Genomic DNA, 20,042 nt, shown 5'->3' with positions numbered 1-20,042 from the left:
CCCGCGCGCCCTTGTCGGCGGCCCGCCGCAGGGTCAGCGCCTCGTTCCTGACCTCGTCCAGCCGGGTCTTCAGCTTGCCCACGTTCCGCTCGGCGTTGCGGGCCCGCTCCCGCCACTGCGCGGCGGCCCTGTCCCGGTTGCCGAGCAGCTTGGGGTAGGCCACGCCGGGCGCGAGCATGCCGAACTCAGGCCCGTCGTGCCAGGTCACGTCGAAGAGCTCGGCGGTCACATCGTCCAGGTCCTCGCCGGGGGCGGCCACGTGCCTGGCCCGCGCCACCGCCGAGGTGCGTTCCAGGCGGGCCGCCAGCACCTTGCCGTCCTGTTCCGCCAGCGCCAGGTAGAGTACCCCGCTGTCGTGCTCCTCGGCGTGTTTGACCAGCCGGTCCAGGGTCTCGGGCCCGACGGACCAGCCGGCGGGGCAGCGGAACCTGAAGGGGGCGGGGGCCGCCGTGGGGGCCTCCTCCTCGACCAGCAGGACCCGGCCGTCCTCGCGGTAACCGGCCTGGAGCAGCCGCAGGTCCAGCAGCGGATCGTCCAGCGGCCGGCGGCGCTCCCCGGTCAGCTCCCGCCACGGCGCCCGCAGCGCGACCCGTACGTCGGGGAGGGTGCTGGCCAGCGCGCTGTCCACGGTCGCCCGGACCTCCCGGTGCCGGGCCCCGCGCGCGTCCACGCTCACCTCCACGTACGGCACCCGCCACTGCCGCCCCGGATCGGTGCGCAGCCAGCGCCGGTACGGCAGCCGGTTGGCGATGAACGGGCTGTTGAACTCGCGTACGTCGTCGAGGCGGTGCATGGCCGTGGTGAGCCCGAGATGCCAGCACCGGGCGCCGGTCTCCGGGACGAACACGGCGCCCGCCTGGGTCAGCCGGTAGCCGAGTTCGGTGTCCTCGCCCAGCACCAGTTCGGTGTCCATGCCGCCGGCCCGCCGCAGCAGCGCCGCGGACACGGAGGCCGTGCCGCCGACGTGGGTGCGGTAGAGCACCGAGCTGGGCGCCCGCCGCAGGCCGTCGTGGCGGTCGATGATGTCCTGGAGCCACTGGTGGGAGCGGTCGTGGTCGGCGTGGAACAGCCGCTCGGTCTCGTCGGCCCTGACCCGCGTGTACACGTCCACGGGGGACGGCAGCCCGGCCGGCGGGATGTCGGTGAACCGGGGCCAGCCGGTGACCACGAGGTAGTCGGCGAGGTGGTGCCAGCGCGCGTGCGCCTCGACGTGGTCGCGGTGCGGGACCAGGTCGGCGTCCATGGTGAGGACGATGTCGCCGTCGGCGGCGTCGTACCCGCTCTGGCAGGCCCAGGCCCGGCCCCAGCCGCCGGGGGCGCTGGGCACGATCCGCGTCCTGGCCGGGGCGAGGGAGGGGGCGACGACGGGGCTGGGGCCGCCGTCGTCCACGACGATCACGTCCAGCAGGTGGGCCGGGTAGGTCTGGGCGGCCAGCGCGGCCAGGGTGAGGTCCAGTTTGTCCTGCGCGCCGTACGCGGGGATGACCACGCTGACCCGCAGGGAGGGACGCCAGGAGCCGAGTTCCGGCGGGGTGAGGCCGCCGAAGTCGTTGCGGCGGACGCGCGGCCTCACGACAGCTCCATCAGGGCGTTCGGGCGGAAGCCGCGCCACTGCCGTTTGTTGCGGCGCAGGAAGGTGCCGATCGGCTCGCGCCAGGTGTGCTCGGCGGCCGGGCCGCGCCGCAGGATGTAGCCGAGGCCGTGGGCCCGGTAGATCTGGCCGCCGGCCGCCTGGACCGCGTGCTGGAACTGGGTGTCCACCGAGCGGCGCAGCGGCCGGAAGCCGCCGACCGCGTCGAAGGCGGCCCGGGTGGTGAGGATCGTGCCGCCCGCGATGAAGTTGCTGACCTGCTCGGTCACCTGCTCGTGGTGGACGGTGACGTCGATGCTGGACAGGTAGACGAACTCGGGGGAGGTGCCGGTCACCTCGGCGCCGGAGTAGGCGTGGGCGAGCAGGAGGTCGGCCAGGAAGTCGGGGCCGTACCAGTCGTCGTCGTCCATTTTGAGCAGGTGGGTGCCGGCCGCGCGGGCGGCGGCCCGGTTGAGCACGTCGCCGAAGATCATGCCGGGTTCGGCCGGGAACACCTGGAGCGGTCCCTCGAAGGCGGCCACGGCCTCGGCCACACCCGGTTCGTCGCGGGAGAAGCCGTGCAGGGCCAGTACGACCTCGGTGGCGACCCCGCGCTGGCGGGCGGCCTGGGCCAGGGCGAAGCCCACCATCTCCGGGCGGCGGGTGGCCAGCAGGATGGACGTGCTCGGGGTCTGCGCGGCGGGCGCGCCCAGCTGGGCGTAGCGGCCGTGTACGCCGTGGGCGCGCAGCGCCAGCCGCCTGGCCAGGATGCTGACCTCCTCCCGGCGCAGGTCGTCGGCGAGGTCGGCGTCGGTGACCCCGGCCAGCAGGCGGCCCAGCTCGGGGCCGAGGGCCGCCGCCCAGACGGGGATCGGGCCGGTCACCATCGGCACGCCCGCCGCCGCCAGCGAGGCGATCACCCGTACGGCGGCCAGCGGTCCGGTGTGGCCGCGCCGCCAGTCGACGCGCAGCCCGCGTACGCGCCGCAGCGAGGCCACGTCGGTGTCGGTGACCGCGCCCGAGGCGGGCAGGCGCAGCAGCACGTCACCGTCGAGGACGACCGCCCATCGGCCGTCCCTGGTCACCAGGTCGGCCATGTCCCGGGTGGGCACGCTGAGGAACCCGGCCGGGTTGACCGAACGGTCGTCCACCGGGGGGATCATCGTGATGTCGGTGATGCCCGCGCCCACCAGCGCCGCGCCGCCGGGGCGGCCGATGCGCTCCCAGGTCAGCGACTCGGGCAGCGGCCGGTCCAGCGGCGTCTCCGCGCCGTCCCACCCGGCCGCGGGCGTGCCGGTGCGGACCACCAGGTCCCCGGCGGGCGCGCCGATCCGGATCGGCACCGGGCCGTCCACACCGGCGATGGCCGCGTTCGGGTCGCCGGGCCGCCAGTGCGCGGCGCCCGCGCCCGCCAGCACCGGAACGGGCGCGGCGGTGGCCTCCAGCCGGTTCCCGGCGAACGCGCGGGCCACGGCCGCGACCGTGCGCCCGGCCGGGATCGGGATGGAGAAAGCGGTGTCCACCCGCCACGCGTTCGCCTTCGGGCGGCTGACCCGCAGCTCGGTGAGGCGGCGCCAGCGGTGGGCCGGGGTCAGCGACGGCGAGGGGGCGGGGCAGCCGGCCGGCACCTGCTCGACGACGATCGTCACGCGGGTGGTGTCCGGCAGCGCCTCCTGGAGGGTGGCGGCCCTGCGCAGGTCCGTGGGCGTACGGGCGATCACCAGCACCTCGGCCGCGGCGGCCTCCTCCGCCGCGGGGGCGTCCAGGTCGGCCGTGTCCAGATCCACGATCCCCGGGCCGAGCAGCCCCGGTGACTCCACGCCGATCGTGTAGATCCGTCCCTGCCGTTCCCGCGTCCCCGCGACGGCTTCCTTCACACTCATCTGCTCGCTCTCAACCAGGTGCGCCGGGGCGCCCGTTCGGCGGCGGCCCGTTCGGCGGCCAGCCGTTCCGCCTCGGCCTTCCAGCGGGCCGCCTCGGCCTCGTGCCTGCCGGCCTCGGACCGCCAGCGGGCCACCTCGGCGCGCAGCCCGGCGGCGACGCCGCCCAGCGGGCCGGCCAGCTCGGGAGTGGTGACGCCGAACTCGCCGCCGTCCACCCACATGCTGCCGAACAGCTCGTCCACCACGTCGTCGGACTCCTCGCCGGGGTGGAGGAGGGCCCGGCCGTAGGCCGCCGTACGCTCCAGGCGGATCGCGGTGACGCCGGCGGCCGTCTCGGTGAGCGCGGCGCAGAGCAGGCCGAGGCCGTCGTCGTCGGCGAGTTTGACCAGCTTGGCCAGGGTGTCCGCGCCGAGCACCCAGCCGGCGGGGACGCGCAGCCGCCAGGGCGCGGGGGTGGCCGTGGGCGGCGCCGACTCGGCCAGGGTGACGCGGGGCTCGGCCGCGTACAGGTTGGACACCAGGCGGTGTTCGAGCAGCGGTTCGTCCAGGGACCTGCGCCGGCCCTCGGTCAGCTTCGACCACGGCCCCAGCACCACAACCGAGGTGTCGGGCACGGTTCCGGCCAGGGCGGCGTCCACGCTGGCCCGGGTCTGCTCGTACGAGGCCCCCGCCGAATCCACCACGACCTGCACGTACGGCACCGCCCACTGCCGCCGCGGATGGCTGCGCAGCCAGCGCAGGTCGGGGATGACGCTGCCGAGCAGGCTCCAGTTGTGCCGGTGCACGTCCTTCTCCCGGCGCAGCACGGTGGACAGGCCGATGTGCCAGCTCAACGCCGGGTCGGGGACGAACACCGCCCCGGCCTGGGCCAGCCGGTACCCCAGCTCGGTGTCCTCGCCCATGTTGAGCGAGGTGTCCACGCCCCCGGCGGCCGCCAGCATCCGCGCGCTGACCGAGGTGGTGGCGCCGGAGTGCAGCAGGTAGGCCCGTCTGCCCGCGTCCCGCAGCTGCCGCGTCTCGGCCAGGATCTTGGCGGAGTACGCGTGCGGATGCACGCTGTCGGCCGGGAAGAGCAGGCCGGCGTCGCCGTCGCGGACGGCCGAGGCCACCTCGGCGGGGGACGGTGGGGCGTCCTCCGCGCTGGTGAACTGGATGACGCCGTGCACCACCAGGTGCTCGGCGAGGTGGTGCCACCGCATGTGCGACTCGATGTGGTCGCGGTAGAGGATCATGTCGGAGTCGAGCCAGTGCAGCACGTCGCCGCGGGCCGCGGAGGCCCCGGTCTGCCGGGCCCAGCCGCGTCCCCAGCGGCCTTCGGGAACCCGTACGACCCGGGTTCCGGCGGGCGCGAGGTCCGGCACGGTGACGGCGGGAGTGCTGCCGTCGTCGGCGATGACCACGTCCAGCAGCGCCGCCGGGTAGGTCTGCGCGGTCAGCGCGGCCAGGGTCCGGTCAAGCGCGTCCTGGCACTGGTAGGCGGGGATGACGACGCTCACGGTCAGCCGCGGCTGCCACCCGCCGATACTCGGCGGGGTGAGGACGCCGTAGTCGTTGTGGCGGATCCGGGCGGTCAATGAGTCACTCGGTCCATCTGGGACGCCATCGCCTCGGTACGGCGCTTGATCTCCTGGAGTTCCGCCTCGATCTCGCGGCGGACGAACATGGCGTTCACCCGGTCCTCGCCCAGCGAGGCCAGCACCGCGCGCAGGTCCTCGTCGTGCTGTACGGCGGCCTCGGCCAGCGTGGGGGCGATGGCGTCGAGTTTGGCGGCCACCGCCGCCAGGCTGCCGGCGATCTCCGCGAGCTTCTGCTCGTCCCGTTTGACCCGGGCGTCCATGCGCTGCACCTTGCCGTCCAGCCGGCGCAGGGTGAGGAGCAGGAAGGCCAGCCCGCCGAGGACGGCGCCCAGCGCGCCCAGCAGCAGCGCCTCCACCGGCTCGACCATGCCGACGATCACGAGCAGGGTCAGGACGGCGATGGCGGCCGTGCCGATCCCGGCGCCCATGACGGCCAGCCGGCGGGGTGTCGGCATGAGTAAACCTCCGTGTCAGCCGCCCCGGGGAAATGGGCGGGCCATGTTCGGGTCAGGGATGAATAAAGCCTAGTAGAAGTTGGTGCCTGAATTGTGGGACAAGTTCCTGAGAGATCCCAAAGAGAGGCTTCAATCCGATCTCAGGGGGATTGCTGCAAGCGGGCGAGGCGCTCCCGCAAGGGCTGCTTATCCGGTATGTCCTGTGTTGGGGATGTCGCGTGCCGTACTCCGTGGGTCGCTTCGATCGCTTGGGTGAGAGGTTCATCCGGGAATGCGATAAGCCGGGCCCTGCTCACCGCCTCGGTGCGCTCCATCGCCGCCATCCGGCCGCTGGGCAGGCGCATGTAGAGCAGACCGGAGAGATCCTTTGTCATGATCTTGGTCAACTGTTCGAGGGTGTCCGGAGCGAGCGGCGTGTCCACCGGGCCGGTGTAGCGGAAGGGCACGGGGAAGGCGGTCGGCGGCACCTGGTCGGCCAGCCGTACGCGGGGGTCGTCGCGGAAGCCGGCGGCCAGCAGTTCGAGCTCGGTGGCGGGCCCCTCCGGCCGGCCCTGCGGCAGGCCGGACCACGGCCCCACCAGGGTGACCGTCACGTCCGGCAGGGTCCCGGTCAGCGCCGCCTCCACCGCGGCCCTGGCCTCCCGCTCGCCCGACTCGCTCACATCCAGCACCACTTCCACGTACGGCACCCGCCACCCGCGCCCGCGCTCCTTCCGCAGCTCCCGCCGGAGCGGCACCCGCTGCGCCAGGTACGGCTCCACCGCCCGGATGGTCGCCTCCCGCTCCCGCCGCTGCGCCGGAAGCCCCAGATGTACGGCCTTCGCCGCCAGATCCGGCACGAACACCGCCCCCGCCTGAGCAAGCCGGTACGCGAACTCGGTGTCCTCCCCCCGATGCACATCCGCATCAAAGCCCCCCGCACTCTCATAAAAGGTGCGATGCATCGACATCGTGGGACCTGTGCACACGTGGTAGGGATTGCGGCTCTTGCGCAGGCCATCCAGGCGTCTGATGGTCTGCTCGGTGCTGCTCGGCAGCGCCGAGGTCAGGTCGATCAGCTCCGGCACCGTGTCCGCCAGCACGGCCGCGTGCACCTGGGCGGGGGTGATCGGCGGCTCGGGCACGAACACCTTGCCGCCGATGGTGACGAGATAGTCGGTGAGGTGCTGCCAGCGCAGCAGCAGCTCCAGATGCTCCCGGTAGGGCACCATGTCGGCGTCCAGCCGCTGGACGACCGCGCCGTCGGCGACCGCGACGCCCGCGTTCATCGCGTGCGCGGGCCCCCAGCCGCCGGGGCTCGGCGTGATCATCCGGCAGTTCTCCGGCCGCAGTTCGGGCAGGCGCAGCGGCGGCTCGCTGCCGTCGTCCACCACGATGACTTCGGTCAGCCGCGACGGGTAGCTCTGCGCCGCCAGCGCGGCGAGCGCCAGGTCCAGGCGGTGCTGCCCGCCGTGCGCGGGCACGATCACGCTGACCGTCAGCGACGGCGTCCACCGTCCCGGCTCGGCCGGGCTCAGCGGGCCGTAGTCGTTGTGGCGGATCCTCGGCCGGGCGGCGTTGCCCGTCACAGTCGCGACTCCTCCCGGGTGGCGAAGTTTTCGGCGTGGTGCACCCTAGTGAAACACTCTGGGGGTTCCCTGAGAGATCGAGCCCCAATGAACAGCCATTTTTTGCCGACATATCCCATCAATTGGACAGCGCATCCCGCGCCTTGGTCGGTTGCCCCTAGACTCGACACCCAATAGCGCAGAGAGACAGCGCAGGTCGAAGGAGTAATCATGGCCGGGGCGTCGAGGCAGTGGCGTGGGCTCATCGAGGAGTACCGTGACCGGCTTCCGGTGAGCGCGGAAACGCCCGTGGTGACGCTTCAGGAGGGCGGCACGCCGCTGGTGCCGGCGAACCGGGTCTCCGAGCTGGTCGGCTGCGAGGTGTATCTCAAGGTCGAGGGCCTCAACCCGACCGGCAGCTTCAAGGACCGCGGCATGACCATGGCCATCAGCAAGGCCGTGGAGGAGGGCGCCCAGGCGGTCATCTGCGCCTCCACCGGCAACACCAGCGCCTCCGCCGCCGCGTACGCGACCAGGGCCGGGCTCACCTGCGCCGTGCTGGTCCCGCGCGGGAAGATCGCGATGGGCAAGCTGGCCCAGGCGCTCGTGCACGGGGCCAAGCTGCTCCAGGTCGAGGGCTCCTTCGACGACTGCCTGGAGATGACCAAGAAGCTGGCCGCCAACTATCCGATCGCGCTGGTCAACTCGGTCAATCCGTACCGGTTGCAGGGGCAGAAGACGGCCGCGTTCGAGATCGTGGACGCGCTCGGCGACGCGCCCGACGTGCACTGCATCCCGGTGGGGAACGCGGGCAACATCTCGGCGTACTGGATGGGGTACCGGGAGTACGCGGCGGACGGACTGGCCACCAAGCGGCCCAGAATGCTGGGGTTCCAGGCCAGCGGGGCGGCGCCGATCGTGAACGGCGCTCCGGTGACCCACCCGCACACCATCGCCACCGCCATCCGGATCGGCAACCCCGCGTCCTGGCGGCTCGCCACCGCGGCCCGGGACGAATCGGGCGGCGACATCCAGGCCGTCACCGACCGGCAGATCGCGGCGGCGTACAAGCTGCTCGCCCAGGGGGAGGGCGTGTTCGTCGAGCTGGCCTCGGCGGCCAGTGTTGCCGGGCTGCTCCAGGCCCACGAGCAGGGGCTGCTCAACCCGGGGGAGCGGATCGTCTGCACGGTCACCGGAAACGGCTTGAAGGACCCGGACTGGGCGATCTCGGGCGCGCCCGCCCCGGTCACCATCCCGATCGACGCGTACGCGGCGGCGGCCGCACTGGAACTTGCCTGACGGGGAGACGCATGCACAACAGCGTTCTGGTCCGCGTGCCCGCGACCAGCGCAAACCTGGGACCCGGCTTCGACACACTGGGTCTCGCGCTAGATCTGCACGACGAGGTCGAGGCCGAGCTCACGGGGGACGGCGTCGAGATCGAGATCGACGGCCACGGCGCCGGGGAGGTGGACTCCGGCGAGGGCCACCTGATCGTCGCCACCATGCGGAAGACCTTCGACGCGCTGGACGCGCCGCAGCCGAAGGGGATCCGGCTGCGCTGCCGCAACCGCATCCCGCACGCCCGCGGCCTCGGCTCGTCCTCCGCCGCGATCGTGGCCGGTGTGCTCGCCGCGCGGGCACTCAGCGAGGCCCCCTGGTTCGGCGACGACCGCGCCCTGGAGCTGGCCGCCCAGATCGAGGGCCACCCCGACAACGTCGCGCCCTGCCTGTACGGCGGCTTTACCATCGCGTACACCGAGCGGGGCAGACCCCGCGCGGTCGCCCTGCCCGTGCACGAGCAGGTGCGCCCGGTGGTCCTGATCCCGGATTTCCGGCTCGCCACGGAGGCGGCCCGCGGCCTGCTGCCCCCGGCGGTGCCGCACGGCGAGGCCGCCGCCAACGCGGGCAACGCGGCCCTGCTGGTGCACGCGCTCACTCAGCGGCCGGATCTCCTGATGACCGCGACAGAAGATCACCTTCATCAGAAATACCGCGCGCCTGCCATGCCCCGCACCGCTGAACTGGTAAAACATCTGCGGTCGGTTGGAGTGCCCGCTGTCGTCTCGGGAGCCGGTCCCACGATTCTTGCGTTTTCCAGCGGATCTGCGCAGGATTTGATCGCGCCAGAAGTGGGTACTGACTGGCACATCCAGCCGCTGAACGTCGACCCAGCCGGTGCGTGCGTTCAGTTTCCCGAGACACGCTGATGCCTCTTCGACCTTCAGGGAATAGCTGTGTGCGCTGGTGATGTTAGGCTGATAGCCGCACCAGGTGCCCCCGTGTTGGGTGCGTGCTTGTCATTCGCACATCTCCGCACTTCGCTTAGCCGGAGCTACGGGGATTTCCCAGAATCTGCCTCCTCCTGTCGCTCGCGCGGCCAGAGGTGGCGCATTCGGAGACATGCGCGTTCGAACCACCTCGACATCTGGTCGGTGGTGGCAATCCGGGGGGATTCCCCCGGGCCTCTACCGCTCGTGAATCTCGGTACCCAGAGGGATCCGTGCATGAGGTTCGCGAAGCCCGACCCGGTCTGTCCCGCCGGGTCGCACCACCGGGACGCCAGGGCGAACAAGCCCGGCGCCCGACCCCTGGGAAGGACCATTAGTTGAGCGACACCACCGAACTCCTCGCCGGCGCACCCGCTGGCGACGCCCCCACCGCCGCCGCGGCACGTTCGCCGCGCCGTCGCTCCGGCACCGGGCTGTCCGCCATGGTGCTGCCCGAGCTGCAGGCCATGGCCACCAGCCTCGGCATCAGCGGGACCGGACGGATGCGCAAGAGCCAGCTCATCGCGGCCATCCAGGAGAAGCAGGGGGGGGCCGCGCCCGCTCCGGAGGCGAAGCCCGCGGAAGCCGCGCCAGTGGAGCGGCCCACCCGTGCCCGCCGGGAACGTTCCCGCGCCGCCGCCGCTCCTGAGCAGCCCGCGCTGCCCGTCGCCGAGTCCCGGCCGGAGCCCGAGCCCGTCGTAGAGCGCGTGGACAGCGCTCCGGTGGCGCAGGCCCAGCCCGTCGTGCAGTCCGCGCCGGAACCGCAGGCCGCGCAGGTCACCGAAGCCGCGCAGGCCGACGCGCGGGACGGCCGCGGCGACCGGATGAACGACCGCCGCGAGCGCCGCGGGCGCGGGGAGCGCCGCGACCGCCAGGACCGGGGCGACCGGCCCGAGCGGGGCGACCGCGCCGAGCGCGGCATCGACCGGGCCGACCAGCGCGCCGCCGACAGCGGCGACAACCGGGGCCGTGACCGCCAGGACCGCGGGCAGGACAGCCGTCAGGACCGTCAGGACCGCGGGCAGGACAGCCGTCAGGACCGTCAGGACCGTGGCCAGGACACGCGCCAGGACACGCGCCAGGGCGACCGCCAGGGTGACCGCGGCCAGGGCGGGCCGGGCCAGGACGACGACCCGCGCGGCCGTCGCGGCCGGTTCCGGGAGCGCAACCGCCGCGGCCGTGACCGCTTCGGCGACAGCAACGAGCCCGTGGTCAGCGAGGACGACGTCCTCATCCCGATCGCCGGCATCCTCGACATCCTGGACAACTACGCGTTCGTCCGGACCAGCGGCTACCTGCCGGGCTCCAACGACGTCTACGTGTCGCTGGCCCAGATCCGCCGCAACGGCCTGCGCAAGGGCGACGTCATCACCGGCGCCGTCCGCCAGCCGCGCGAGGGCGAGCGGCGCGAGAAGTTCAACGCGCTGGTCCGCCTCGACACGGTCAACGGCATGGAGCCCGACCAGGCCAGGCAGCGCCCGGACTTCAACAAGCTGACCCCGCTGTACCCGCAGGAGCGGCTCCGCCTGGAGACCGAGCCCAACATCATGACCACCCGGATCATCGACATGGTCTCGCCGATCGGCAAGGGCCAGCGTGGTCTGATCGTCTCCCCGCCCAAGGCGGGCAAGACGATGGTGCTGCAGGCGATCGCCAACGCGATCACCCGCAACAGCCCCGAGTGCCACCTGATGGTCGTGCTCGTGGACGAGCGCCCCGAAGAGGTCACCGACATGCAGCGGTCGGTCAAGGGCGAGGTCATCCACTCGACCTTCGACCGTCCGGCCGAGGACCACACCACGGTCGCCGAACTGGCCATCGAGCGCGCCAAGCGCCTGGTGGAGCTCGGCCACGACGTGGTCGTGCTGCTCGACTCGATCACCCGTCTGGGCCGCGCGTACAACCTGGCCGCCCCGGCGTCCGGGCGCATCCTGTCCGGTGGTGTCGACTCGACCGCGCTCTACCCGCCGAAGCGGTTCTTCGGCGCCGCGCGCAACATCGAGAACGGCGGCTCGCTGACGATCCTCGCCACCGCGCTGGTGGAGACCGGCTCCAAGATGGACGAGGTCATCTTCGAGGAGTTCAAGGGCACCGGCAACATGGAGCTCAAGCTCAGCCGCTCCCTCGCCGACAAGCGCATCTTCCCGGCCGTGGACGTGGACTCCTCCAGCACGCGTAAGGAGGAGATCCTGCTCGGCAAGGAGGAGCTCCAGGTCGTCTGGAAGCTCCGCCGGGTGCTGCACGCGCTGGACATGCAGCAGGCGCTGGAACTCCTGCTGGAGAAGATGAAGGAGACCAAGTCCAACGCCGAGTTCCTGATGCAGGTCCAGAAGACCACCGTCAGCAACGACCGCGACTAGCTCCACACGAAACGCCCCGGGGTTCGCCCCCGGGGCGTTTTGCTTTCCCGGCGTGATCGCGGAACGGCGGCGTCGTGGGTATGCCATGGGGGCAGCACCAGGAAACAGACGCCCGCTCGCTCCATTCCGCCGTGCCGTACGGGCTTGGCATGCTTCACGTGCTTCATATGTCCGGGTTTGTGGGAGGGAGCCATGACGGCCGAGGTACGGGTGCCGCTCCGCGAGCGGGTGCCGTTCGGGCGGTGGGGGCCGCTCGGCGTCGCGGTCGATCCGGCCACCTGGCGGGCGGTGCCGTACCTGCTGGGGAGCATCGTGCTCGGGGGGTGCTACTTCGCCGCGCTGGTCTTCGCGATCCCGGTGTCGATGGCGTTCACGGTGATCGGCGTGGGGGTGCCGATGCTGGTGCTCACCATGGTCCTGTGGCGGTCGGCGGCCATGCTGGAGCGCCGGCTGGTGCGCTGGTCGTTCGGGGTGGACCTGCCCGATCCGTACCGGCCGCGGCCTCGGCGGGGGTTCTGGAACCATGTCGGCTGGTTGTTCGGGGATCCGGCCACCTGGAAGGACCTGGGGTACCTGCTGCTGCTGTTCCCGGTCGGGCTGGTGGAGTTCGTCGCCTCGGTGCTGTTCTGGTACGTGTCCCTCATCCTGATCTGCGCACCCATCCCGACGGTGCTCGGCTCGGGATGGGTCATCCTCGGGGAGCTCCGGGTGGACACGCTGGCCGAGGCCGTCCCGGTGACCGTCCTCGGCTTGGCCCTGCTCTTCACCGGCCTGTACGCGATACGCGGCCTGGCCTGGCTGCACGCCGCGCTGGCCAGGCTCCTGCTCGGCGCGGACGAGACCAGGACGCTGGAGGCCAAGGCCGACCGGCTGCGCGCGAGCCGGGCCAGGGGCGTGGACGCCGCCGAGACCGAGCGGCGCAGGATCGAGCGCGACCTGCACGACGGCGCCCAGCAGCGGCTGCTGGCGGTGGCCCTGGACCTCGGCCGCGCGCAGGCCAAGATGGACGCCGACCCGGCCGCCGCCAGGGAGCTGCTGGCCAGCGCTCACGCGGGCACCAAGGCGGCCATAGCCGAACTGCGCGACCTGGCCCGGGGGATCTATCCGGCGATCCTCACCGACCGGGGGCTCGACGCGGCGCTGTCGTCGCTGGCGGGGCGCGCCCCCGTACGGGTGGATGTGTCGGTGGAGATCACCGATCGCCCGCCGGCGGCCGTGGAGAGCATCGCGTACTTCATCGTGGCCGAGTCGCTGAGCAACATGGCCAAACACGCCGCCGCGACCGAGGCGCGGGTGCACGTCAGCCGGCAGGACCTGCGCGTGGTGGTCGAGGTGGCCGACAACGGGATCGGCGGGGCCGCCCTCGTGCCCGGCGGCGGGCTGGCCGGGCTGGCCGACCGGGCCGCGACCATCGACGGCATCCTCACCGTGAACAGTCCCCGGGGCGGGCCCACGCTCATCAGAGCGGAGCTCCCCTGCACATGGTGAGCCCTAGTCTGGACGGCATGCGGGTCGTGATCGCGGAGGATTCCGTACTGCTCAGGGAAGGGCTGACCCGGCTGCTGGCCGACGGCGGCGTGACCACGGTGGCGGCCGTCGGCGACGGGCCCGCGCTGGTGGCGGCCGTCGAGGAGCACCGTCCCGACCTGGCGGTGGTGGACGTGCGCATGCCGCCCTCGCACACCGACGAGGGCCTGCGCGCCGCTCTGGAGGTGCGGTCCCGGCGGCCCGGCTTCCCCATCCTGGTCCTGTCGCAGTACGTCGAGGAGCGGTACGCGACCGAGCTGATCGGCGGTGGCGCCGCCGCGGTGGGCTACCTGCTCAAGGAGCGCATCTCCGACGTGACCGAGTTCTTCGAGGCGGTACGGCGGGTGGCCGGGGGAGGGACGGTCATCGACCCCGACGTGGTCGTGCAGCTGCTGAGCCGCCGCCGGCTGCCCAGGGAACGGCTGACCGGCAGGGAGCACGAGGTGCTGGGGCTGATGGCGGAGGGGCGCTCCAACAGCGCCATCGCCGCCCGGCTGGTCATCTCCGAGGGAGCGGTCGAGAAGCACATCTCCAGCATCTTCCTCAGGCTCGGCCTCGAACCCGCGCCGGACGACCACCGCAGGGTGCTCGCCGTGCTGGCCTACTTAGGGCACTGATTCGGGAAATGAGACGCCCCCGTGTCCAGGCCCGGACACGGGGGCGGGTATCTCAGCGGCTAGCTCAGGGGCGCGCTACCTGACGTCCACGAACTTCGACGGCGACCACGCCTTGTTGGTCACGCTGGAAGCCGTGGCGCCGAGGCGCCAGTAGCCGTCGTACTTGGGCTTGACGGTCTTGCTGTACTTGCCGGAGGAGTTCGCGCCGACGTAGCCGACGAACTTCCAGGTGCTGGTGCCCTTCTTCTTGAAGTAGAGCCGGAGGATCTTCTTCTTCCAGGCGCCCCAAGAGGTGTACCCCCGGTAGACCTTGCCGTAAAGCTTGACGGACTTGCCCTTCTTCACCTTGGACGGCGAGGCCACCAGGGTGATCTTGGACTTGGCCTTGCCGGCGCCCTTGGTGACCTGGAAGCCCTTGACGAAGGCGTAGCTCTTGGAGCCGCGGGTGACGGTGACCTTGAGCTGCCACGAGCCGGTCTCGGTGTCGTAGTCCATCGAGGTCGAGTCGTGGTAGGAGTCGTCCGACTCCAGGCCGGTGTTGAGCGAGTAGTAGTCGTCGCTGTCCTTGCTCTCCAGCCGGACGTCGGTGACCTTCTCCTCGTCGGCCGCGCCGCCGCGCTCCAGCTTGAAGGCGGCGTAGACGTCGATCTCGGTGCCGGACTTCAGCTTGACGGTGTCCGGGTCGACGTTCGCGCTGATCACCCGGGTGGCCTTGGCGACCGCGAGGGTCGTCCAGGCGCCCCAGTCCGGGGTGGCGCCGGTCGCCGCGTTACCGGCGGTCCAGCCGATGCGGTACTTCCAGTCGCCGGGCTTGTCGTTCGACGCGACCGGGATGGACGCCGCCACGCTCACGTCGGAGGGCCCGGGGCTCGGGCTGCTCGTCTGGGCGGGGATGTCGGCCGCGGTGCCCGCGTGGGCGCTGCTCTCGGCCTCCTCGGGCTTCAGGTACTGGATCGACACCTTGCCGGGCTTGCCATCGGCGTACGCGCCGGTGACCGCGACCTTGAACGGGATCTTGTCGCTGCCCGAAGGCGGAATGAATTTGTCGGTGAAGTCGGTGCCGGTTGCAGCCGCACCAAACATGGCGCTGGCGGACGCGGGGGTCAGCGCGGTGATGGCCGCACCGCTGGTGATTACCGCAGCCCCCGTTACGGCCGCAAGTGCAAGCCGCAGGGTCTTCCTCATGATGGATGGCCCCTTACATCGGTCAATTGGAGGGAAAAGTCGGGCTTGTGAGCCTAGTGGGGCTGGTGGGACTCGTCCAGCCAAAAGGCACAACCTACCGGAAAACGCCAAAGCCCGCACAGATCAGATCTGTGCGGGCTCTTGCGTTCGATCTATCGCACGTCGACGTACTTGTACGCCGACCACTTACCGAGGGTGACGGAGGTCGCGAACGCGCCCACGCGCCAGTAGCCGTCGTACTTCGGCTTCACGGTCTTGGTGAACTTGCCCGAGTTGTTCGCGCCGATGTAGCCCGCGAACTTCCAGGTCTTGGTGCCCTTCTTCTTGAAGTAGAGCTTGAGGATCTTCTTCTTCCAGGGGCCCCAGGAGGTGTAGCCACGGTAGACCGTGCCGTACATCTTGACGGACTTGCCCTTCTTGACCTTCGTCGGGCTCACCGCGAAGGTGACCTTCGACTTGGCCTTGCCCGAGGAGCCCTTCGTGACGTTGAAGCTCTTGACGAACTCGTACGTCTTGGTGCCGCGGGTGAAGGTCAGCTTGGCCTGCCAGCGACCGGTGGCGGTGCTGGAGTCCATCGCGACGAAGTCGTAGTACGTCTTGTCGTCGGCCTCGAAGCCGGTGTGCAGCGAGTAGTAGTCGGACGTCTCGTCGCTCTCGACGCGGGCGTCCTTGAAGACCTCGTTGCCGTGCTTCTCGACGATGGCGCGAATGCCGACGTCGACGGAGGTGCCGGACTTCAGCGTCACCGTCGACGGGTCGATGTCGAAGTTCGTCACCCGGGTGGCCGCGGCGACGGTGAAGTCCGTGGCCTTGGTCCATCCGCTGGTCGGCGCCGTGGTGGCGGACGTCTCGGTCAGCGCGAGTTCCAGCCGCCACTTGTCACTGGCGACGTCGTTCGTGGAGACCGGGAGCACGCCCTTGACCACGACCTCGTTCGGGCTGGGAACGGTGGTCACGGCGCTCGGCTGGGTGACGGTTCCGTTCACCCAGGTGATGGAGCTCGCGGTGTCGTCCTTGGTGAAGTGGACCCAGACTTTCTTGTCCGGCTGACCGTTCGTCGCGTACGCGCCGGTCAGCTTGACGGAGAAGTCGATGTTGCTGGAACCACTCGGCGGAAGGAAAGCGTCTACGAACGCTACTGCGTCCGATGAGAACGCGGCATCCGCACTGGCGGGGGTCGCGGTGATGGCCACACCGCTGGCAATGATCGCCGCCCCGCTCACGCCTGCAATGAGGTGCCGCAGGCTTTTCCTCATGGATTCCCCTAACTTAGGTAATTTTGAGGGAAAGGTCGGGTTTGAGCACGTGAGCCTACTGGGGCTGGTGGGGCGCGGTCCACCTGATCGTGAGGGTTCTCACGGAGTTCCCAGGCTCCCGATCACGCCGGGGAATGCGGAGTGGCCTGGGAAGGTTCCAGCATCTGGCACACTGGTAGCCGAACCGCTGCGGTTCCGGTTCCCGCCCCCAACACTGGCAGAGGCGACCCGGCGACCGTCCCTCGGAGAGGAATTTGGTATGAAGCCCGACATTCACCCGGCGTACGTCGTCACCAATGTGACCTGCACGTGCGGGAACACCTTCACGACCCGGAGCACCGCCACCAGCGGTTCGATCCACGCCGACGTCTGCTCGGCCTGCCACCCGTTCTACACGGGCAAGCAGAAGATCCTCGACACCGGTGGCCGCGTCGCCCGTTTCGAAGCCCGCTTCGGCAAGAAGACCGCGGGCAAGTAGCTCGTTACCGGACGCCGGCTCGGAATCGTCCCCCGCGGTATGGGGGGCGGGCCCGAGTCGGCGTTCTTGGTGACTGGGCCATTGGCCCATCGGGGCCAGGGGCAGGGCTTTTTCCACGAAAGGAACGCGTGCGGTGAATCTCGACGAACTCATCGGCGAGTACACGGATCTTGAGAGCCAGCTCGCCGATCCGGCCGTGCACGCCGACCAGGCGAAGGCGAAGGCGTACGGCAAGAGGTACGCGGTGCTGACCCCGATCGTGGCCACCTACCGCGAGCTGGAGGGCGTCCGCGAGGACATCAAGGCCGCCAGGGAGCTGGCCGGCGAGGACCCGTCGTTCGCGGCCGAGGCCGAGGAGCTGGAGCAGCGCGTCCCCGCCCTGGAGGAGCGCCTCAAGCATCTGCTCGTGCCCCGAGACCCCAACGACGACAAAGACATCATCATGGAGATCAAGGCGGGCGAGGGCGGCCAGGAGTCGGCCCTGTTCGCCGGAGACCTGCTCCGCATGTACACCCGGTACGCGGAGCGTGTGGGCTTCCGTACCGAGATCATCGACGCGCAGCACTCCGACCTGGGCGGGTACAAGGACGTCACGGTCGCGATCAAGGCCAAGAACGGCGCCTGGGGGCGGCTCAAGTTCGAGGGCGGCGTGCACCGCGTGCAGCGGGTGCCGGCCACCGAGTCGCAGGGGCGCATCCACACCTCGGCCGCCGGCGTGCTGGTCTACCCCGAGGCGGAGGAGGTCGACGTGCAGATCGACCCCAACGACCTCCGCATCGACGTCTACCGCTCGGGCGGCCCGGGCGGGCAGAGCGTGAACACCACCGACTCGGCCGTGCGCATCACCCACCTGCCGACCGGCGTCGTCGTCTCCTGCCAGAACGAGAAGAGCCAGCTGCAGAACAAGGAGTCGGCGATGCGCGTGCTGCGCGCCCGGCTGCAGGCGCTGGCCGAGGAGGAGGCCAACGCGGCGGCGATGGCCGAGCGCAAGTCGCAGGTGCGCACAGTGGACCGGTCGGAGCGGGTGCGGACCTACAACTTCCCGGAGAACCGCATCTCCGACCACCGGGTGGGCTTCAAGGCCTACAACCTGGACCAGGTGCTCGACGGCGACCTCGACGCCGTGATCCAGGCCCTGCTCGACGCCGAGCTGGCGGAGAAGCTGGCCGCCCACTCGTGACCTCTGGACCCCTGTGAAGCCATGACCTTCCTCCTGGACGAGATCGCCCTCGCCACCGCCCGGCTCGCCGAGGCCGGTGTGCCCTCGCCGCGCACCGACGCCGAGGAGATCGCCGCGTTCGTCCACGGAGTCAGCCGGGGACGGCTGCACTCCGTCAAGGACTCCGACTTCGACGCCCTCTTCTGGGAGGGGATCGCCCGCCGCGAGTCCAGGGAGCCGCTCCAGCACATCACCGGAAGGGCATACTTCCGTTACCTGTCGCTGGAGGTCGGGCCCGGGGTGTTCGTGCCGCGACCCGAGACCGAGGTCGTCGCGGGCTGGGCCATCGACCGGCTGAGCGAGATGGACGTGGCCTCCCCGGTGGTGGTCGACCTGGGCACCGGCTCCGGCGCGATCGCGCTGTCCATCGCCCAGGAGGTCGCGCTGGCCCAGGTGCACGCGGTCGAGATCGACCCCGTGGCGTACGGGTGGGCGAAGCGCAACATCCTCGAACACGGTCAGGGGCGTACCTCGCTCCACCCGGAGGACCTGGCGGACTGCCTGCCCGAACTCGACGGTCAGGTGGACCTGGTCATCTCCAACCCGCCGTACATCCCGCCCGGCGCGGTCCCGCGCGACCCCGAGGTCCGCGACTACGACCCCAGCCGCGCCCTGTACGGCTCGGGCCAGGACGGCCTCGACGAGGTCAGAGCCGTGGAACGTACGGCCAGGCGGTTGCTGCGGCCCGGCGGCCTGGTCGCCGTGGAGCACGCCGACGAGCAGGGCAACGCGGTCTACTGGCTGTTCTCCGAGGACAACGGGTGGCGGGACGCGCGACTGCGGCAGGATCTGACCGGCCGGGATCGTTTCGTCACCGCGAAGTTCGGTCAAGAGTGAGGGAAGTCAATGAGTCGTCGGTATTTGTGTGCGAACCCGGGTGAGCGGGCGTCCGGCCTGATCGACGCGGCCTCGGCCGTGCGCGGCGGCGAACTCGTCGTCCTCCCGACCGACACCGTGTACGGCATCGGCGCCGACGCGTTCACCCCGAGCGCGGTCACCGCCCTGCTCGAGGCGAAGGGCCGCGGCCGGGACATGCCCGTGCCCGTTCTGGTCGGGACCGTACGGGCGGCGAACGCGCTGGTCGAGGGGCTCGGGTCGTACGGGCAGGATCTGATCGACGCGTTCTGGCCGGGGCCGCTGACCCTGATCTGCCGGGTCAACCGGTCGCTGACGTGGGATCTGGGCGAGACCAAGGGCACCGTGGCGCTGCGCATGCCGCTGCACGGGGTGGCGCTCGACCTGCTCAAGGAGACCGGGCCGATGGCCGTCTCCAGCGCCAACCGCTCCGGGGCCGAGCCCGCGACCACCGCCGCCGAAGCCGAGGAGCAGCTGGGCGAGTCCGTCTCCGTCTACCTGGACGGGGGGCCGTGCGACGACAATGTGCCCTCCACGATCCTGGACCTCACCACAGCGGTCCCGAGGGTCCTCCGCCAGGGGGCGATCCCCGCCGACAAGCTCAAGGCCGTTGTGGGCTATCTGGCGACTGACTGAGCCCTATCGGCTACGAGTCCTGGTCTGGAGCCGTTCGGCATAGTCAGGGTGATTCTTTGGGGCGATTCATGCCGTCTGGCTATCGCCCCTGCGTCCGGGGTTCGCCGAAGCTACCGTGAATCAAGGAAGCGCGCCCGGCCGCTGCGCCCGCAGCCAGCGCGACCATTGACGCTGACTTCTGTGCGGAGCGTGCTCATGGCGAAGCTGGACGGGATGGACCCCAAGCTGGTCAGGGAACTCCTGGCGCAGGTCACCCGGGCGGGCGAGCAGATGGACCTGGTCGAGGCGAAGGTGGCGCAGTTCACCCGGACCGCCGGCGTCCCCATCCGCCCCACCCACCGTCCTTCGCAGGTCGCCGACGCCGGCGCCGTCATGGTCAGGGACGTCTCCGCCCGCCTGGCCCTCCTGGAGAAACGCGAGAAGCAGGACCCGCCCCCGCGCCCTTCCACCGACGAAAAGCCGCCCAACTCCGGCGGCCCCGCCTCCGACTCCACCACCAAACCCACTCCCGAAGAGCCCAACCCCAACAAACCCGCCTCCGAAGACCCCTCCACCCAACCCAAGCCCGACCCCGACAAATCCCCACCCTCCAAGGGCGAGTCCGAGC

16 protein-coding genes and 1 pseudogene are annotated in these 20,042 nt (G+C 70.9%); 10 read left to right on the top strand and 7 right to left on the bottom strand.

Features of this window, described 5'->3' with window-relative positions:
* The 5 genes from Aph01nite_RS37830 to Aph01nite_RS37810 all read right to left on the bottom strand — a co-directional run.
* A partial coding sequence (locus Aph01nite_RS37830) for a glycosyltransferase family 2 protein (RefSeq protein ID WP_204045893.1) occupies positions 1–1,573 on the bottom strand: 1,573 nt, incomplete at its 3' end.
* Positions 1,570–3,453 carry a glycosyltransferase gene (locus Aph01nite_RS37825; protein ID WP_204045892.1) on the bottom strand — a complete coding sequence of 628 codons (1,884 nt, stop codon included), beginning with the start codon at positions 3,451–3,453 and terminating at the stop codon, positions 1,570–1,572. The genes Aph01nite_RS37825 and Aph01nite_RS37830, both read right to left, overlap by 4 nt.
* On the bottom strand, positions 3,450–5,027 hold the full coding sequence (locus Aph01nite_RS37820; protein ID WP_204045891.1) for a glycosyltransferase family 2 protein: 1,578 nt from the start codon (positions 5,025–5,027) through the stop codon (positions 3,450–3,452). Before Aph01nite_RS37820 ends, Aph01nite_RS37825 begins: the two co-directional genes overlap by 4 nt.
* Positions 5,024–5,485 carry a hypothetical protein gene (locus Aph01nite_RS37815; RefSeq protein WP_204045890.1) on the bottom strand — a complete coding sequence of 154 codons (462 nt, stop codon included), beginning with the start codon at positions 5,483–5,485 and terminating at the stop codon, positions 5,024–5,026. The genes Aph01nite_RS37820 and Aph01nite_RS37815 overlap by 4 nt, the downstream gene beginning before the upstream one ends.
* A gap of 140 nt (positions 5,486–5,625) precedes the next feature.
* The gene (locus Aph01nite_RS37810; RefSeq protein ID WP_204045889.1) at positions 5,626–7,053 is read right to left on the bottom strand and encodes a glycosyltransferase family 2 protein; all 1,428 of its coding nucleotides are present in this window, start codon (positions 7,051–7,053) and stop codon (positions 5,626–5,628) included.
* 210 nt (positions 7,054–7,263) lie between these two features.
* Here Aph01nite_RS37810 and thrC point away from each other — a divergent pair, with 210 nt between their 5' ends.
* The 5 genes from thrC to Aph01nite_RS37785 all read left to right on the top strand — a co-directional run bounded on the left by thrC (position 7,264) and on the right by Aph01nite_RS37785 (position 13,806).
* Positions 7,264–8,331 (top strand): threonine synthase, encoded by a 1,068-nt coding sequence (gene thrC / locus Aph01nite_RS37805; RefSeq protein WP_204045888.1) that lies wholly within the window; start codon positions 7,264–7,266, stop codon positions 8,329–8,331.
* An 11-nt stretch (positions 8,332–8,342) separates the two neighbouring features.
* Positions 8,343–9,242 (top strand): homoserine kinase, encoded by a 900-nt coding sequence (gene thrB, locus Aph01nite_RS37800; RefSeq protein WP_204045887.1) that lies wholly within the window; start codon positions 8,343–8,345, stop codon positions 9,240–9,242.
* A gap of 398 nt (positions 9,243–9,640) precedes the next feature.
* Positions 9,641–11,662, top strand: a complete 2,022-nt coding sequence (gene rho, locus Aph01nite_RS37795) for a transcription termination factor Rho (RefSeq protein WP_204045886.1) — start codon at positions 9,641–9,643, stop codon at positions 11,660–11,662.
* Between the two features lie 192 nt (positions 11,663–11,854).
* Entirely contained in the window at positions 11,855–13,150 is a 1,296-nt protein-coding gene (locus Aph01nite_RS37790) for a sensor histidine kinase (protein WP_204045885.1), read from the top strand.
* 17 nt (positions 13,151–13,167) lie between these two features.
* A complete protein-coding gene (locus Aph01nite_RS37785) occupies positions 13,168–13,806 on the top strand; it encodes a response regulator transcription factor (protein ID WP_204045884.1) in 639 nt (212 codons plus the stop codon).
* Between the two features lie 75 nt (positions 13,807–13,881).
* Here the strand turns inward: Aph01nite_RS37785 and Aph01nite_RS37780 are convergent, their stop codons facing one another.
* Both Aph01nite_RS37780 and Aph01nite_RS37775 read right to left on the bottom strand, forming a co-directional pair.
* Positions 13,882–14,991, bottom strand: coding sequence for a hypothetical protein (locus Aph01nite_RS37780; RefSeq protein ID WP_204045883.1), 1,110 nt, complete (start codon positions 14,989–14,991; stop codon positions 13,882–13,884).
* A 152-nt stretch (positions 14,992–15,143) separates the two neighbouring features.
* Positions 15,144–16,184, bottom strand: a complete 1,041-nt coding sequence (locus Aph01nite_RS37775; protein ID WP_204045882.1) for a hypothetical protein — start codon at positions 16,182–16,184, stop codon at positions 15,144–15,146.
* A 322-nt stretch (positions 16,185–16,506) separates the two neighbouring features.
* Between Aph01nite_RS37775 and rpmE the strand changes: the two genes are divergently transcribed.
* The 5 genes and pseudogenes from rpmE to Aph01nite_RS37750 form a co-directional block, all read left to right on the top strand.
* Complete coding sequence (rpmE, locus tag Aph01nite_RS37770) at positions 16,507–16,725, top strand: 50S ribosomal protein L31 (RefSeq protein WP_155347310.1); 219 nt, start codon at positions 16,507–16,509, stop codon at positions 16,723–16,725.
* 133 nt (positions 16,726–16,858) lie between these two features.
* A complete protein-coding gene (prfA, locus tag Aph01nite_RS37765) occupies positions 16,859–17,905 on the top strand; it encodes a peptide chain release factor 1 (protein WP_204045881.1) in 1,047 nt (348 codons plus the stop codon).
* Positions 17,906–17,926: 21 nt separating this feature from the next.
* Complete coding sequence (prmC, locus tag Aph01nite_RS37760; protein WP_204045880.1) at positions 17,927–18,781, top strand: peptide chain release factor N(5)-glutamine methyltransferase; 855 nt, start codon at positions 17,927–17,929, stop codon at positions 18,779–18,781.
* A 9-nt stretch (positions 18,782–18,790) separates the two neighbouring features.
* Positions 18,791–19,435: an L-threonylcarbamoyladenylate synthase gene (locus Aph01nite_RS37755; protein WP_204045879.1), complete on the top strand. Its 645-nt coding sequence runs from the start codon at positions 18,791–18,793 to the stop codon at positions 19,433–19,435.
* 195 nt (positions 19,436–19,630) lie between these two features.
* Positions 19,631–20,042: pseudogene (locus Aph01nite_RS37750) on the top strand (hypothetical protein); the annotation flags it as partial.

Source organism: Acrocarpospora phusangensis (genome assembly GCF_016862995.1).
Lineage (GTDB): Bacteria > Actinomycetota > Actinomycetes > Streptosporangiales > Streptosporangiaceae > Acrocarpospora > Acrocarpospora phusangensis.
The sequence above is the reverse complement of the archived record's forward strand: the minus strand, read 5'-3'. Positions and strand labels throughout refer to the sequence as shown.